Below are 15398 nucleotides of genomic sequence, written 5' to 3'. Positions count from 1 at the left end.
GCCGATACATTAAGTGTCCATTGCAATCTGCGAAGTAACGATAAGACTAAAGACGCATTTTTTTTCGTTGCCCAAATTCGCACAACGCACGTATTCTTCATATCACCTGTGCAATTTTTCGCCACATTCAAGCATCAGTCCGTACGTACGTTCGATTGAAGCCGGTGTTCTTCGCATCAATGCGCCGGGAAAATGTACCGTCACTAGGGTTATTACCTAGAAATATGCAAATTTTTGTCGATGGTTTACGTTTAGAATGACTTTCAGTTGGTGCGACGCACAAGCTGTCTCCCACAATATCTTCTTATAGCCCTGCTGAAACGACCTGTGAATTGCGCCGCTGCAGAAACGCATAGCTGCGATTCACAATTGGCATGGCTGCGGGAAGGGCTGGTGATTAACCTGAGAGATGTCTATTAAAGGCCCATATAAATGGACCATGTAGTTAGCTTTGAAGCTGCGGGTATCGGCATTGAAGAATCGCTGCATACCCACGTCGGCTGGCTGTTCCCGCCGATTTTCACAAACGCGCCTTGAAACAAGGCGCGGCGCCGCCCGGGCAGACAACTCCAGTCTGCTCCAGCCGTGCGCCCTCTCACGCCCCGCCTAGTGCGGGACTCTATTCTTGGGGCGCAGTGCTCCGGCTGGCGGTTCTGGCCGGACCAGGCTTCGGAATTATCTTGGTTGTTCGACGAGGATCAAACATGTCTGACGTAGTGATCGTATCGGCCGCGCGTACGGCGGTTGGCAAGTTCGGCGGTTCGCTCGCGAAGATTGCGGCGCCGGATCTGGGCGCAACGGTGATTCGCGCGGTGCTGGAGCGCGCGGGCGTGAAGCCGGAGCAGGTGAGCGAAGTCATCATGGGTCAGGTGTTGACGGCGGGGTCGGGTCAGAATCCGGCGCGTCAGTCGGTGATCAAGGCCGGCCTGCCCGAAATGGTTCCCGGCATGACGATCAACAAGGTGTGCGGCTCGGGCCTGAAAGCGGTGATGCTGGCGGCCAATGCGATCATCGCGGGCGATGCCGAGATCGTCGTCGCGGGCGGGCAGGAGAACATGAGCGCCGCGCCGCACGTGCTGCCGGGTTCGCGCGATGGCTTCCGCATGGGCGATGCGAAGCTCATCGACTCGATGGTCGTCGATGGCCTCTGGGACGTGTACAACAACTATCACATGGGCACGACGGCGGAAAACGTCGCGCGCGAGTACGGCATCTCGCGCGAGGATCAGGACAAGTTCGCGGCGCTGTCGCAAAACAAGGCGGAAGCCGCGCAGAAGGCCGGCCGATTCAACGACGAAATCGTGCCGATCGCGATTCCGCAGCGCAAGGGCGAGCCGCTGCAGTTCACCACCGACGAGTTCGTGCGTCACGGCGTGACGGCCGAGGCGCTCGCGGGGCTGAAGCCGGCGTTCTCGAAGGAAGGCACGGTGACGGCGGCGAACGCGTCGGGCATCAACGATGGCGCGGCGGCGGTCGTCGTGATGTCGGCGAAGAAGGCCGAGGCGCTGGGCTTGACGCCGCTGGCGCACATCAAGGCGTACGCGAACGCGGGCGTCGATCCGAAGGTGATGGGCATGGGTCCGGTGCCGGCCTCGAGGCGCTGTCTGGAGCGTGCGGGCTGGGGCGTGAACGATCTGGACCTGATGGAGATCAACGAGGCGTTCGCGGCGCAGGCGCTGGCCGTGCACAAGCAGATGGGCTGGGACCAGTCGAAGATCAACGTGAACGGCGGGGCGATTGCGATCGGTCATCCGATCGGCGCATCGGGCTGCCGCATTCTGGTCACGCTGCTGCACGAGATGCAGAAGCGCGATGCGAAGAAGGGCCTGGCATCGCTGTGCATCGGCGGCGGCATGGGCGTCGCGCTGGCGGTCGAGCGTCCCTGATTCGGGGCGCAAGACAAGGGCGGTCCGAGTCCGCCCTTCACCCGGCGTCGCAGCATAAAAAACAATCGATGCGCCGCCGGGATTAATTCGAGTGTCAAGTACCTGAGAGGACTATTAGCATGACTAAGCGTATCGCAGTGGTAACCGGTGGCATGGGCGGTCTGGGCGAAGCAATCAGCATCAAGCTGAACGACGCGGGTTTCGCCGTCGTCGTCACGCATTCGCCGGGCAACACGATCGTGTCGGAATGGCTCGCGGAGATGGATCGTCAGGGCCGCAACTTCCGCGCGTATCCCGTCGATGTCGCCGACTACGACGCGAGCCAGCACTGCATCGCGAAGATTCAGCGCGAGGTCGGACCGATCGACATCCTCGTCAACAACGCGGGCATCACGCAGGACACCACGTTCAAAAAGATGACGAAGGTGAACTGGGACGCCGTGTTGCGCACGAATCTCGACTCCGTGTTCAACATGACGAAGCCGGTGTGCGAAGAAATGGTCGCGCGCGGCTGGGGGCGCATCATCAATATTTCGTCGGTGAACGGATCGAAAGGGCAGATCGGCCAGACGAATTACGCGGCGGCGAAGGCCGGCATGCACGGCTTCACGAAGTCGCTCGCGCTCGAAGTGGCGCGAAAGGGCGTGACGGTCAATACCATCTCGCCGGGCTACCTCGCGACCAAGATGGTGACCGCGATTCCGCAGGAGATCCTCGATTCCAAGATTCTTCCGCAGATTCCGGCGGGCCGTCTCGGCAAGCCTGAAGAAGTGGCCGCGCTCGTCGCGTTCCTGTGTTCGGATGACGCCGGCTTCGTGACCGGCTCGAACATCGCGATCAACGGCGGTCAGCACATGCACTGATGCACCGATGCGCGCGAAGCGATGACTTCGCGCGCCGTCGTCACTTCTTCAAACGAACATCGCCGGCTCTGCGCGCCACGGCGCGTTCCGGCATCGCTTCCATGGACGATTCCTGCACGGGCGCACGTCCCTATAACGTGAACCAACTCGACTCGGCCATCGCGCATCTCGAACAGGTGCTGAACTTCGATGGCGCGAATTCACTGTTCTCCAAGACCTACTGGCGCGCTCGCGTCGAACAGGCGCTAGCCACGCCGGGACTCATGCCGTCGCAGCATGCGCGGTTGCAGCGATTGCTGCATCGAATCGAAACGTCCTGAGCAAACAAAAACGGCCGGCGTGCACGATGCACGCCGGCCGCGTCTAAGCGATTCGTGAAGAAATTCGCGGACGGCTGTATCATGCCGCCCTTTCGAATCGTCGCTTCGCCCCGTATGACTCACTTCATTTCACGCCGCGCGATGGCGGCGTCGCTGCTCGCTCTCGTGCTGGCCGCATGCAGCACCGCGAGCGAAATCACCGCTGGCCCCCAAGCCGATATATACAGCGTCACCGGCAAGGCGACCGGCACGCGCATGTCCTGGGTGACCGCGCGCAACCGGGCGATGGACGCCGCCAGCGACTATTGCAAGCAACGCCAGCAAACCATGCGCTTGCGTTCGGAGTCGACGAGCGGCGTGCGGTCACTGGAAGAACAGACGTCGACGGTCAACTTCACGTGCGTATCGTCGCAGGCGAGCGGTTGAGCCGACGATAGCGTCCGTCAGATGTTCAACGCCCGCTTTCCGACCGCGAGCGCCGCTTCGCGCATCACTTCCGACAGCGACGGATGCGGATGCGAAATGATGCCGATGTCCTCCGACGCCGCCTTGAACTCCATCGCGACGACCGCCTCCGCGATCAGATCTGACGCGTTCGCCGAAATGATGTGAACGCCGAGAATTTCGTCGGTCTTCGCATCGGCGATGATCTTGATGAAGCCGTCCGTCTCGCCGATGCCGAGCGCGCGGCCATTCGCCATCATCGGGAACTGTCCGCTCCTGAACTCGCGGCCTTCGGCCTTTAGCGCCTGCTCCGTCTGCCCGACCCACGCGATCTCCGGATGCGTGTAGATGACCCACGGGATGCAGTTGTAGTCGATATGCGGCTTCTGCCCGTCGATGATCTCCGCCACCAGCACGCCTTCGTCCTCGGCCTTGTGCGCGAGCATCGGTCCGCGCACGACATCGCCGATCGCATAGACGTTCGGGACTTTGGTCGCGCAATGGCCATCGACGGGAATGAAGCCGCGCTCGTCGGCAGCCAGGCCGATCGAATCGAGCCCGAGATTGTCGGTGTTCGGCACGCGGCCAATGGATACGATCAGCCGGTCCGCTTCGAGCGTTTGCGAGGCGCCGTCCTTGTCCGTATAGGAGACGGTCACGCCGGCATCGGATGACTCGACCTTCGCTATCTTCACGCCCAGCTGAATCTCCAGGCCCTGCTTCTTGAAGAGCTTCGCGGCCTCTTTCTGTAGCGACGCATCCGTGGTGCCGAGGAAGTCGGGCAGGGCTTCGAGGATCGTCACGTCCGCGCCGAGCCTGCGCCACACGGAGCCCAGTTCGAGACCAATCACGCCCGCGCCGATGACCGCGAGCTTCTTCGGCACGGCGTCGAACGCGAGCGCGCCTTCGTTATCGGAGACGATGCGGTTGTCCACCGGCACGTTCGGCAGATGCCGCGCTTTCGAACCCGTCGCGATAATGACGTGCTTCGCCGTATGGCTTCCGGTCGCATCGCCGCCGCTCACTTCGATGCGGAAATTGCCGCCATTCTTGCCCGCGAGCTTGCCGTGTCCTTTGAGCCACGTGATCTTGTTCTTCCGGAAAAGGAACTCGACGCCGCCCGTGATCTTCTCGACGATCGCTTCCTTGCGGCCGATCAGCTTGGCCAGATCGAGCGTCACGTTCTCGACGTTGACGCCGTGATCGCCCAGATGCAAGCGCGCGTTTTCGAATTGCTCGGATGACGCAAGCAGCGCCTTCGACGGAATGCAGCCGACGTTGAGACAGGTGCCGCCGAGCTTCGGATTGCCGGCCGGGTTGATCCATTCTTCCACGCACGCCACCGACATGCCGAGTTGCGCGGCGCGGATCGCGGCGATGTATCCGCCGGGTCCGGCGCCGATCACGATGACATCGAAGTCGGCTTTCTCGCCCGATGCCTGGGGCGCGGGCGCCGCTTGCGCAGCGGGCTTTTCTGTCGCAGCGGGAGCGGGTGCAGACGTAGGTGTAGACGCAGAGTCAGATGCAGGCGCAGCGGACTTCGCCTCGGTGTCGATGGCCGCGAGCAGTTCGTCGGCGTGCACGATATCGCCTTCGTGCTTCAGCACTTCCGCGAGCACGCCCGACGATGGCGCGGGCACTTCGAGCACGACCTTGTCGGTTTCGAGCTCGACGAGGATCTCGTCTTGCGTCACGGGGTCGCCCGCCTTCTTTTTCCACGGCAGCATCGTCGCTTCCGTGACGGATTCGGAAAGCTGCGGAACCTTGACTTCGACCCTGGCCATTCAGTTTCTCCTGTGAGCGCTATCGCGCAATCGACTAAGGGGACGGCGAGAAGCCACAGGATACGCCGTGTGCGCGGCCGGCGTGCGAACGCCGCGCCGGCCGCGCATGCAGCGGTGAATCGCCAATTAATGCGGCGCCGACCAGCCCTTGTAGTTGGCGACGTTCTCACGCGTGACGAGCGTCGACGGCATCAGGATCATCGTGCTGCTCGGCTTCTGGCCATTCATCAGCCCGTAGCCCACGCTCACCGCCTGCTGCGCCATCGACCACGGGTCCTGGCTCGCGGATGCCTGGATCAGCGTGTCCGCCTTCAGCGCCGTCTCGATATCGGGCGCGCCGTCCACCGACGTGATCACGATGTTCTTGCGTTGCAACTGCTTCGCCGCGAGATCGCTGCCGATCGCTTGCGGATCGTTGATCGCAAAGAGGCCGTCGAGTTTCGGGAAGCGCGTGAGATAGCCCTGCATCGCGTTCATGCCGCCTTCGCGCGAGCCTTTCGCATCCTGATCGTCGGACAGCACCTTGATGCCCGGATTCTTCGCGAGCACCGTCTTGCAGCCGTTCACGCGGTCGATCACCGCGGACACCTGCGGCCCGTTTTCGATCACGACATTGCCCTTGCCGTTGAGCTTCTTCGCAAGGAAGTCGCATGCGAGTTCGCCCGCCTGCACGTTGTTGGTCTGCACGGTGGCGTCCGCGCCGGCCGCGGCGACGTCGACCGCGACCACGACGATGCCCGCCGCCTTCGCCTTCTTCACCGCCGGCTCGATCGCCTTCGGATCGACGGCGTTGATGAGGATCATGTCCACGTGCGCGGAGATGAAGTTGTCGATCTGCGTGAACTGCTTGTTCATGTCGTAATCGGACGATACGGCCGTCACCCGCGCGTTCGGATTGATCGTTTTCGCCTTCGCTTCCGCGCCCTTCGCAATGGTCACGAAGTACGGATTGCCGAGCGATCCGACCGTGATGCCGATCGCCTTCAGCGGCTTGTCGGCGGCGTGAGCGGTGAGCGTCATCGTGAATCCGAGCGCGAGTGCGACGCTCGCGAACAGCCTGTTGTGCTTGCGCATGTTGGGTGTCTCCGGTTGTTTCGTTGGTTTCGTTGATATGGATGCTGCAACTTGCAAGGCCACGCTAGGTCCGCGCCGATCCGCGCTGACGGTAACGGTCGAGCGCCACCGCGCCGATGATCACGAGCCCCTTGATGATGTACTGCCAGATATCCGATACGCCCAGCAGCACGAGCCCGTTCGACAACACCGCGATGATGAGCGCGCCAATCAGCGTGCCGACGATCGACCCGACGCCGCCGACGAAGCTCGTGCCGCCAAGAATGACCGCGGCGATCGCGTCGAGTTCATACGACTGGCCGAGTTGCAGGCCATTGGCCGCATAAAGCCGCGCCGCCGACATCACCGCGCCGAGTCCCGCGAGCAGGCCGGAGATCGCGTAGACGAACATCTGGATGCCCCACACCTTGATGCCCGACAGCCGCGCCGCTTCGGGATTGCCGCCGACCGAGTAGATGCGCAGGCCGAGCACCGTGCGTCGCAGAATGAACCACGAAATGATGACCACCGCAAGCGCGATGATCACGAGCCAGGGCACGCCGAGCACGGTGTCGTTGCCGATGAACGCGAACGGCAGTTGCGGATTGAAGATCGTCGTGTCGTGGCCGATCAGCCGAGCGATGCCGCGCACGGCCGTCAGCGAGCCGAGCGTCACGATGAACGGCGGCAGCTTCAGCAGCGCGATCAGTGCGCCGTTGACGACGCCGAAGCCGAGTCCGACCGCGAGCGCGGCGGGTATGCCGAGCCAGCCCATGCCTTGCAGGTTCGATGCGAGCAGCGCCGTCACCGCCGCCGCCGACAACACCGAGCCCACGGACAGATCGATGCCGCCCGTCAGAATCACGAAGGTCATGCCCGCCGCGAGCACGATGTTGATCGACGCCTGCTGCGTGACGATCGACATGTTCTGCAAGCTGAAGAAGCCATCGGTGACGATGCCGAAGCCGATGCACAGCAGGATCAGCACCGGCAGCATGCCGGCGGTGCGCATGAGAACCTGCATGCGCTCGCGATGCTCGATGCGCGTCTGCCGCTCCGCCACGCTCGACGCGGCGGCCTTGTCGTGCTGCTTGGTCATGTTGCTCATGTCTCTCTCCGATATGTCCTACGCCGCCTGATCGAGCGCGGCCCGCGAGCCGGTCGCCAGTTCGATGATTCCTTCCTGCGAGATCGGCTTGCCCGAATGCCCGCCCAGTTCGCCCGCAATCTCGCCTTCACGCATCACGAGCACGCGATCCGCCACGCCGATCACTTCCGGCAGTTCGCTCGATATCACGATCACGCCGACGCCCGAACGCGCGAGGTCATTGATGATTCGATAAATCTCCGACTTCGCGCCGATATCGACGCCGCGCGTCGGCTCGTCGAGGATTAGCACTTCGGGCTTCGTTTCGAGCAGGCGCGAAAGCAGCACCTTCTGCTGGTTGCCGCCCGACAGCGCGCCCACGTTCACGCGCATGTTCGGCACACGGATCGTCAGCGCGGCGATCGCGTCCTTCGCACGGCTGTTGCCGCGTGCGATGTCCATCACGCCGGCCTTCGCGTCGCGTCCGGCAACCGTGATGTTGATGTTGTCGCGCACGCTCATGTCGAGGAAAAGGCCCTGGCCCTTGCGGTCTTCGGTGAGATAGACGAGGCCCGCGTCGATGGCGTCGCGCGGCGTGCGCAGTTTGAGCGGCTTGCCGTGCATCGACACTTCGCCGCGCGTGCGCTCTTCCGCGCCGAAGATCAGGCGCGCCAGTTCCGTGCGGCCCGCGCCGACCAGCCCCGCGATGCCGAGCACTTCGCCCGCGTGGAGATCGAGACTGCAGCCGCGCACGCGGTTGTCATCGGCGATATCGCGGACGGACAGCACGACGTTGCCCGGATCGTACGGCGCGTGTTCCTTCTTGTAGAAGCCGGAAATGTCGCGGCCGACCATCATCCGCACGAGACTTTCGGCGGACAGCTCGTCGCGCATCAGCGTGCCGACGTAGGCGCCGTCGCGCAGCACCGAGACGCGATCCGACAACTCGTAGATTTCCGCCATCCGGTGGCTGATGTAGATGATCGCGATGCCTTCCGCGCGCAGTTGGCGCACGAGTTCGAACAGGCGATCGGTTTCGCGCGAGGAAAGCGGCGTCGTCGGTTCGTCCATCACCAGGATGCGCGCGTTCGCATGCACGGCTCGCGCGATTTCGACGAGTTGCCGCTCCGCGATCGACAGATCGCCGACGAGCGTGTGCGGCTTGAACGCTGCGCCCAGGCGCTTGAGCACATCGGTGCAGCCGCGCTCCATGCCCGCGCGATCGACCAGCCGCCCGCGCCGCAGTTCGCGCCCGGCGTAGACGTTCTCCGCGACCGACAGATTCGGCGCGAGACTCAGTTCCTGATAGATCACCGCGACGCCGAGCGAGCGCGCGGCGAGCGGGCCGTCGATGGTCACGGTCTTGCCGTCGATGAGAATCTCGCCGCCCGCATCCGCCTGATACGCGCCGGACAAGATTTTCATCAGCGTGGATTTGCCGGCGCCGTTTTCGCCCATCAGCGAATGCACTTCGCCGGGGTAGACGGACAGGCGCACGTCGTTCAGCGCGCGCACGCCAGGAAAAGTCTTGCTGATGCCGCGCATTTCGAGCAGCGGCGTGCCGGATTTAGGCGATCCGGGGGAATCATGCGGCATGGTTGACCTCCTGCGATTTGACGCCCGCGCCGCGATGCAGCCCGACGCGCGGCGAGAAGTTGAAGAACATCGGCAGCGTGGCCGCGCCGATCGCACCCGCGTCCGGGCCGAAACTGCCGCGCACGATCGCCGGCGTGCCGCGCGCTTCGGGCGCATTGGCGGTCATCGTCGCGACAAGACGCCCGATGATGCGGTCGAGCAGGCCGCCGTCGACATCGGAGTCGAGCACGACCATCGGCACGTCGAGCACGCAAAGCGTCGTGCGCAGGGCGGGCGCGAGGGCTTCGATACAGTCGTCGATCCATTCGTCGACGGCGGGCAGACGCCGCTCGATGCACGCCTGCAAGTCGATGCGGTTGTCCGCCGCCGCGCCGCAATGGCGCAGATGTCGCGCGAGCGCATTGAGCGACGCCCGCGACAACAGGATGTCCCACTGGCGCGGCGGCTGCGGCGCTGAAGGCAGGCGGCTCGGCGGCACCGGAATGACGCCGATGTCGCCCGCGTTGCCGGTCGCGCCGCGCAGACAGTCGCCGTCGATCGCGATGCCGCCTCCGATTGCCGAACCTAGGAACAAATAGACGAAGTCGTCGCAGCGGCGGCCGTGGCCGTAGAACAGTTCGGCGATCGCGGCGGCGTTGCCGTCGTTCTCGCCGAATACCGGCAGGCCGATGGCGCGCGAAAGCGCGGCGGGGAAATCGGTTTCGTCCCAGGCGCGGAAGGTGTCGGCGCTAACCGTGTCTGCGCTGACGCCCAGTTCGCGCAGCCACGCGCCGAGGTTATACGGTTGCGCGACGCCGACGCCCGTCAGCCGTTCGCGTTCCGCCGCGCTCAGCAACCCGAGCATGTTGGCGATGTCGCGCTGCACGATGCCGAGCACGTCCGACGGATGCGGCAGCACGGTGTCGAGCGCGCTGCGGGCGAGCACATCGCCGGCGAAGTTGACGAGCACCGTCTCAATGCTCGTGCGATCCAGCCGCACGCCGATGCCGAACGCGCCGCGCGGATCGAGCCGCAGCAGCGACGCGGGCTGGCCGCGCTGGCCGTCGAGCCGCCGTCCGGTGTATTCGATGAGGCCGTCTTGCGCCAGCGAATCGACGATCCCGCCGACCGCCGTGCTCGTCAGATTCGCGTGACGCGCGAGTTCGGCCTTGGACGCCGGTTCGTTGCGGCGCAACGTTTGCAGCAGCAAACGCTCGTTGTAACGGCGCACGGTTGCAGAGTTGCTGCCTCTGCCGCTCAGGGATTTCACGCGACGTCTCCGGGGGTGACTGGCCGTCGTCTGCAATCTGCGGCCATTAATTAAATCAAGTTGATTTATTTAATAACGATCGCTGCTTGTTGTAAACGAGGGATATCCCGAATTCGGCTTCACATGACGGCAGCGGCAGCCGCCGGAACTACAGTAGGCGTCGGGGCTTGCAGTCGGCTTGCGATATTTGCTGTGCTATCTTCATCGACACTTTTCGGGATGCCGCCATGTACACGCTTTCCACTACCGCTCACGCGACCAAGGCTGCGCAATACGACGACCTGTTGCAGCAGGCGCGTTCTCTGATCGGCGATGAAATCGACTTCACCGCGAACGCGGCCAACTTCGCGTCGCTCGTTTATCACACGTTGCCGGACCTCAACTGGGCGGGCTTCTATTTGTTCGATGGCGACAAACTCGTCGTCGGCCCGTTCCAGGGCAAGCCGGCGTGCGTGCGCATCGCGCTTGGACGCGGCGTGTGCGGCACGGCGGCGCGCGAACGCAAGACGCAAGTCGTCCCCGACGTCGATGCGTTTCCCGGACACATCGCGTGCGATTCGGCGTCGCGCTCGGAGATCGTCGTGCCGCTCGTCGCGGGCGATGGCACGCTGATCGGCGTGTGGGACGTGGACAGCCCCGTCCCCGGCCGCTTCGACGATGAAGACGCGGCGGGCATGGAAGCGCTATGTGCGGCGTTCATCGCGCTGGCGTGGGAAGAGCGTGACGAATCGTGACCTCGTCCGTCTAAAATGAGGCGACCGCCGATTCCCGTCTCGCCTCCATGAGAAGCCCTGTCCGCCGCCGTCTGCTCACCGCCTGCGCCCTGAGCGCGTGCGGACTCGCGGCCATTCGCGACGCGGCTGCGCTGCCCGATGCCAAAGCCACCGTCGCGCTCGTGATGAAGTCGCTCGGCGATCCGTTTGTCGCGTCGATGATCGACGGCGCGAAGAACTACCAGCGCCATTACGCATCGCAACTGGACCTGACGACGCACGGCACGCTCACCGACAACGATGTCGCGGGCCAGGCGCGCATCATCGAATCGCTGGTCGAGGCGAAGGTGAACGCGATTGTCATTGCGCCGACCGACTCGAAGGCGCTCGTGCCGGTCGTCGCGAAGGCGATCGCGGCGGGGACCATCGTGATCGCTATCGACAATCCGTTCGACGACGATGCGCAGGACGCCGCTCACGTGACGATTCCGTTCGTCGGCCCGGACAGCCGGCGCGGCGCGCGGCTCGTCGGTGCGTATCTTGGCTCGAAGCTGAAGGCGGGCGATGAGGTCGGCATCATCGAAGGGCCGCCCAACGATCGCAATGCGCAGCAACGCACCACCGGCTTTCGTGAAGCGATGACGGCGGCGCAGATGCGCGTCACGGCGCTCGACACCGGCGACTGGACCTTCGAGAGCGGCAAGTCCATCGCGCTGCGGATGCTGTACGCGCATCCCGCCTTGCGCGGCATGCTGTGCGCGAACGACAACATCGCGATGGGCGCAATCGATGCGATCCGCATCGCGGGCAAGAAGGGGCAGGTGCTGGTCACCGGGTACAACAATATCGACGCCGTCCAACCGATGCTCGATGACGGCCGGATGCTCGCGACCGTCGAACAATTTGGCGCGCGGCAAGCGGTGTTCGGAATCGATGTGGCGGTGAAGGCGCTGGTGGAACGGCGGCGGCAGGGGGACTTGTCGCCGTTTATGGAGACGCCGGTGCAGGTGGTGACGAAGGGGCGGGGGGGACGGTTTGGGGGGAAGTGAGATCAACGCTCTATGCTGCGGTACGCCCAAGGCTATGCCCTTCGAATGAAGCGTTTGCAGGCCGGGGTTTGGGACACGGCCTAAGGCGTAGGCGCAATGGTGGACTCGGTCACAAGAGCATTCAACGACTTCGCTGATGCCGGTTTAGGATTGCTGCCTGGTGGAGTCGGATAGTCAAGCTGTGGGCCGACGAATCGGGGCATGGCCTCAAACGCTGCTGCCGCAAGCGCCGATCTCGGCAGTGCAAATCGGACACTTACATCATCAACGGTGGCGTTACGGTTTCTTCCCGCTCGTGCGCCGCATTGGCGCGACGCCCCTCGTCGAGCAGAGCCGCACGACGACTGCTGGCAAGCGAACCGTTGCGCATCGGCTAGCGTTGCAGTCTCCCTTTCGCCTGAGCCGAAATTTCCGACGCCCGGCGGAAGACCGAAGGCCGTATAAGGGCTCTTCGGCCTCCGCATGCTAGGCCCCAACGGACCGTTGCCACCTCCGTCATTGAAATCGCACGCAAACGCAAAGATCACCGCTAGCACCCGACGCTCGGCAACTTCTAGAGAATCTTCACTCACGTGCTGTATCGAGCGTGGACGGCAACGCAGGCCACGGCGAGTCTCAATCGACGCGGTCAAAAGAAGCGCTTTCCCGTGTAAGGAACAAGCGCATCCACACACGCAATTCGACTAGATTCCCTCACTCTGCCCCAACACTCCCCTCGCCGCCAGACTCCGATACAACGCCCGGACCCCGAACGTCCACGGCTCAATTTCCGTCGACAGCCGCACCGTATTAACGAGCGCGCCGAGCGTCGGCGTCGAAATAGTCACCACATCGCCAAGATGATGCGTAAAGCCGCCGCCCGCGCTGTCGCGATCCTTGATCGGCGAGAACATCGTGCCGAGGAAAAGCATGAACCCATCCGGGTACTGGTGATGCGCGCCGTGCGTCTGCGCGACGAGGTCCGCGGGGTCGCGGCTGATTTCGCTCATGTGACTCACGCCTTCGAGCACGAAGCCATCATCCTCGCCCTCGATGCGCAACGATACGCTCGTGCCGCGCACCGTGTCCAGCGTGAAGCCGCCGTCGAAGAGGCGCACGAACGGCCCGATCGCGCACGACGCGTTGTTGTCCTTCGCCTTGCCGAGCAACAGCGCGCTGCGGCCTTCGATATCGCGCAGGTTCACGTCGTTGCCAAGCGTTGCGCCGACGATCTCGCCGCGCGCATTCACCGCCAGCACGATTTCCGGCTCCGGATTGTTCCATTGCGACGTCGGATACAGCCCGACATCCGCGCCGAAGCCCACCGACGACATCGGCTGCGACTTCGAAAACACTTCCGCATCGGGGCCGATGCCGACTTCCATGTATTGCGACCACGCCCCGCGCCGCTCCAGTTCCGCCTTCAGCTTCGCCGCGCTTTCCGAACCGGGGACGATCTTCGACAGATCCGCGCCAATCAGCTTGTTGATCGTGTCGCGCACTTCCTGCGCCTTCGTCGCGTCGCCGCCGGCCTGCTCCTCGATCACGCGCTCGAGCAGGCTCACCGCGAACGTGACGCCGCACGCCTTGACCGCCTGCACGTCGCACGGAGCAAGCAGACGCGGGCCGCCTGGCGCCGCGTCCATCGTTGCTTGCAGCAGGTCCTGAACGGACCCGAGCGATTCGCCCGGCGCGTTTCGCGCGATATCGACGGCGTCGGGGCGGTCGAAAAGATCGGCGGTCGTCGGCGCGGCGCGGGTGATGTCGAACACTTCGCCGTTACGCACGGCGACGACAGCGGGGCCATCCACCGGCGCGGGACGCCATACACGGCCGATCAGCACGGCATTGGTCAGGTCTTCGGGCAAGCAGGAAGCAATGGAAACGGGCTGCATGAGTCAATCACCGTGCGTCGAAAAAAGGAGAATCGATCGTATCCCGCGTGTCCGTCACTGTCCATTGGGTTGCATGTTTGTCCAATATGTTGGAGTATCGCCGATACTTCAGACGACGACTCTCATGGAAAAAGCCTACGACGTTCCCGCGCTGCGTCGCGCGAACGATATCCTCGAAACGCTCGCCGCCGCCGCGAAGCCAGTGCGTGCCGCGACGCTCGCCGAGCAGACGGGGCTGTCGCGCAGCACGCTGTATCTGATGCTCGAAACGCTCGCGCGCATGCAGTGGATCGAGAAGCGCGACGACGGCTACGTGATCGGCGTCGGCCTCTTCGAGCTCGGCAACGCGTATGTGCGCCACGACAAGCTGCAGGCCGCGTTTCGCGAGGGCGCCGGCGCGTTCATCAACAAGCACAACGAGGTCGTGCAACTGGCCGTGCTCGACGGCGTGCAGGTGGTGTATGTCGCGCGGGAAGACGCGCATCGTCCGGTGCGGCTCGTCTCCGATCTCGGCTCGCGGCTGCCCGCGCATTGCTGCGCGCTCGGCAAGGCGCTGCTCGCGGGGCTGTCCGATGAAGGGGTCACCAAGCGCCTGCCCGAACGTCTCGAAGCGGTAACGCCGCGCACCATCACTCGCCGCGCCGCGCTGTTGCGCGAACTCGCGGCGATACGCGCAAGCGGTCTCGCCGTCGAGCGCGAAGAAGTCGCGGAAGGGCTCACATGCTTCGCGGCCTATGTCGGCACGACGCCGGCGGGCAAGCGCGTCGCGGTATCGACGAGCATGCCGATTGGCCGGCTCGATGCACGGCGCGAGAAGCAGATATCCATCGGCATCGTGCAGCTTGCGGAGCATTTGAGAAGCGCGTTGTCCGCTTGATGCACGATTGCCGCCGCGTCTTCCGGCGCGCATTCATACCCGCGCCGCCGACGCCGCTTCCATCGCACGCGCGTTCCCCGTCTCGCGTTCGATGTCCGTGTGAGCGTCCCTCGCGCGATGTGCGGCGATCAGCACATCGCATCGCGTCTGCGTGCAGACGACATCGCGCAGACGCTCGCGGCCCCGGCCCCAGCCCGAATCCGTCTCACCGCCGAGCACGATGAGATCCGCGCCCGCTTCGTTCGCCGCCTTCGCGATAGCCTCGCCGACCGTCACGCCCGGCGGCAGCGTTACGCTCACCCCCGTTCCGTCGATACCTGCGCTTTCGATTTGCCGCAAGCTGTAGCGGGTAAGCGCGCGAGCGTGATCGTCGATGAGAGCGGCGGTATCGCGCACGTTGCAATCGCCGGTGACGACCGCCCACCACGGCGTGCGATCCACCACGTGCAGCGCGGTCAGGCGCGCGTCGCACTCGCGGGCGCGGGCAATCGCGGTGGAAAGGGCGCTCTGGCTGAGACTCGTGCCGACCGCGACGAGAATGTGCTTGTACATGATGACCTCCGGTCCGAATCGCCGCCTCGGAGTCGAAGCGGCATGGGAGGC

14 protein-coding genes are annotated in these 15398 nt (G+C 64.1%); 7 read left to right on the top strand and 7 right to left on the bottom strand.

Translation table 11 applies throughout. The features are described from left to right. Window positions 1-704 precede the first annotated feature (704 nt). The 4 genes from AB6804_RS18740 to AB6804_RS18725 all read left to right on the top strand — a co-directional run bounded on the left by AB6804_RS18740 (window position 705) and on the right by AB6804_RS18725 (window position 3495). A complete protein-coding gene (locus tag AB6804_RS18740) occupies window positions 705-1886 on the top strand; it encodes an acetyl-CoA C-acetyltransferase (protein WP_370887708.1) in 1182 nt (393 codons plus the stop codon). Window positions 1887-2005: 119 nt separating this feature from the next. Continuing rightward, window positions 2006-2749 carry an acetoacetyl-CoA reductase gene (gene phbB / locus AB6804_RS18735; protein WP_370887707.1) on the top strand — a complete coding sequence of 248 codons (744 nt, stop codon included), beginning with the start codon at window positions 2006-2008 and terminating at the stop codon, window positions 2747-2749. A 101-nt stretch (window positions 2750-2850) separates the two neighbouring features. After that, window positions 2851-3069 carry a hypothetical protein gene (locus AB6804_RS18730; RefSeq protein ID WP_244796571.1) on the top strand — a complete coding sequence of 73 codons (219 nt, stop codon included), beginning with the start codon at window positions 2851-2853 and terminating at the stop codon, window positions 3067-3069. Window positions 3070-3183: 114 nt separating this feature from the next. Further along, window positions 3184-3495, top strand: coding sequence for a hypothetical protein (locus AB6804_RS18725; protein ID WP_370887706.1), 312 nt, complete (start codon window positions 3184-3186; stop codon window positions 3493-3495). A 17-nt stretch (window positions 3496-3512) separates the two neighbouring features. Here the strand turns inward: AB6804_RS18725 and lpdA are convergent, their stop codons facing one another. The 5 genes from lpdA to AB6804_RS18700 all read right to left on the bottom strand — a co-directional run bounded on the left by lpdA (window position 3513) and on the right by AB6804_RS18700 (window position 10282). After that, entirely contained in the window at window positions 3513-5297 is a 1785-nt protein-coding gene (lpdA, locus tag AB6804_RS18720; protein WP_370887705.1) for a dihydrolipoyl dehydrogenase, read from the bottom strand. Window positions 5298-5423: 126 nt separating this feature from the next. Next, the gene (locus tag AB6804_RS18715) at window positions 5424-6317 is read right to left on the bottom strand and encodes an ABC transporter substrate-binding protein (protein WP_370887817.1); all 894 of its coding nucleotides are present in this window, start codon (window positions 6315-6317) and stop codon (window positions 5424-5426) included. A gap of 118 nt (window positions 6318-6435) precedes the next feature. Continuing rightward, window positions 6436-7458: a ribose ABC transporter permease gene (locus AB6804_RS18710; RefSeq protein WP_370887704.1), complete on the bottom strand. Its 1023-nt coding sequence runs from the start codon at window positions 7456-7458 to the stop codon at window positions 6436-6438. Window positions 7459-7476: 18 nt separating this feature from the next. Continuing rightward, a complete protein-coding gene (locus tag AB6804_RS18705) occupies window positions 7477-9033 on the bottom strand; it encodes a sugar ABC transporter ATP-binding protein (protein ID WP_370887703.1) in 1557 nt (518 codons plus the stop codon). Continuing rightward, entirely contained in the window at window positions 9023-10282 is a 1260-nt protein-coding gene (locus AB6804_RS18700) for an ROK family protein (RefSeq protein WP_370887702.1), read from the bottom strand. Before AB6804_RS18700 ends, AB6804_RS18705 begins: the two co-directional genes overlap by 11 nt. A 227-nt stretch (window positions 10283-10509) precedes the next feature. Between AB6804_RS18700 and AB6804_RS18695 the strand changes: the two genes are divergently transcribed. Continuing rightward, window positions 10510-11016: a GAF domain-containing protein gene (locus AB6804_RS18695; protein ID WP_370887701.1), complete on the top strand. Its 507-nt coding sequence runs from the start codon at window positions 10510-10512 to the stop codon at window positions 11014-11016. Between the two features lie 47 nt (window positions 11017-11063). After that, on the top strand, window positions 11064-12044 hold the full coding sequence (locus AB6804_RS18690) for a substrate-binding domain-containing protein (protein ID WP_370887700.1): 981 nt from the start codon (window positions 11064-11066) through the stop codon (window positions 12042-12044). Between the two features lie 683 nt (window positions 12045-12727). On the opposite strand, the gene AB6804_RS18685 is transcribed toward AB6804_RS18690, so the two are convergent. Further along, window positions 12728-13918 (bottom strand): fumarylacetoacetate hydrolase family protein, encoded by a 1191-nt coding sequence (locus AB6804_RS18685; protein ID WP_370887699.1) that lies wholly within the window; start codon window positions 13916-13918, stop codon window positions 12728-12730. 124 nt (window positions 13919-14042) lie between these two features. Between AB6804_RS18685 and AB6804_RS18680 the strand changes: the two genes are divergently transcribed. Then, on the top strand, window positions 14043-14795 hold the full coding sequence (locus AB6804_RS18680) for an IclR family transcriptional regulator (protein WP_370887698.1): 753 nt from the start codon (window positions 14043-14045) through the stop codon (window positions 14793-14795). A 33-nt stretch (window positions 14796-14828) separates the two neighbouring features. Here AB6804_RS18680 and AB6804_RS18675 read toward each other — a convergent pair whose 3' ends face one another. Then, window positions 14829-15347, bottom strand: coding sequence for a universal stress protein (locus AB6804_RS18675; protein ID WP_370887697.1), 519 nt, complete (start codon window positions 15345-15347; stop codon window positions 14829-14831). Between the last annotated feature and the right edge of the window lie 51 nt (window positions 15348-15398).

Origin of the sequence: Caballeronia sp. RCC_10, assembly GCF_041360715.1 — a bacterium.
Classification (GTDB): domain Bacteria; phylum Pseudomonadota; class Gammaproteobacteria; order Burkholderiales; family Burkholderiaceae; genus Caballeronia; species Caballeronia grimmiae.
This window is presented reverse-complemented; position numbering and strand designations above follow the sequence as displayed.

Excerpts from the sequence above, each read along its gene's own strand:
- AB6804_RS18705 (WP_370887703.1), bottom strand. The coding sequence starts at position 9,033 with ATGCCGCATGATTCCCCCGGATCGCCTAAATCCGGCACGCCGCTGCTC.
- AB6804_RS18695 (WP_370887701.1), top strand. The coding sequence starts at position 10,510 with ATGTACACGCTTTCCACTACCGCTCACGCGACCAAGGCTGCGCAATAC.
- AB6804_RS18715 (WP_370887817.1), bottom strand. The coding sequence starts at position 6,317 with ATGACGCTCACCGCTCACGCCGCCGACAAGCCGCTGAAGGCGATCGGC.
- lpdA (WP_370887705.1), bottom strand. The coding sequence starts at position 5,297 with ATGGCCAGGGTCGAAGTCAAGGTTCCGCAGCTTTCCGAATCCGTCACG.
- AB6804_RS18680 (WP_370887698.1), top strand. The coding sequence starts at position 14,043 with ATGGAAAAAGCCTACGACGTTCCCGCGCTGCGTCGCGCGAACGATATC.
- AB6804_RS18675 (WP_370887697.1), bottom strand. The coding sequence starts at position 15,347 with ATGTACAAGCACATTCTCGTCGCGGTCGGCACGAGTCTCAGCCAGAGC.
- phbB (WP_370887707.1), top strand. The coding sequence starts at position 2,006 with ATGACTAAGCGTATCGCAGTGGTAACCGGTGGCATGGGCGGTCTGGGC.
- AB6804_RS18740 (WP_370887708.1), top strand. The coding sequence starts at position 705 with ATGTCTGACGTAGTGATCGTATCGGCCGCGCGTACGGCGGTTGGCAAG.
- AB6804_RS18710 (WP_370887704.1), bottom strand. The coding sequence starts at position 7,458 with ATGAGCAACATGACCAAGCAGCACGACAAGGCCGCCGCGTCGAGCGTG.
- AB6804_RS18690 (WP_370887700.1), top strand. The coding sequence starts at position 11,064 with ATGAGAAGCCCTGTCCGCCGCCGTCTGCTCACCGCCTGCGCCCTGAGC.
- AB6804_RS18725 (WP_370887706.1), top strand. The coding sequence starts at position 3,184 with ATGACTCACTTCATTTCACGCCGCGCGATGGCGGCGTCGCTGCTCGCT.
- AB6804_RS18685 (WP_370887699.1), bottom strand. The coding sequence starts at position 13,918 with ATGCAGCCCGTTTCCATTGCTTCCTGCTTGCCCGAAGACCTGACCAAT.
- AB6804_RS18730 (WP_244796571.1), top strand. The coding sequence starts at position 2,851 with ATGGACGATTCCTGCACGGGCGCACGTCCCTATAACGTGAACCAACTC.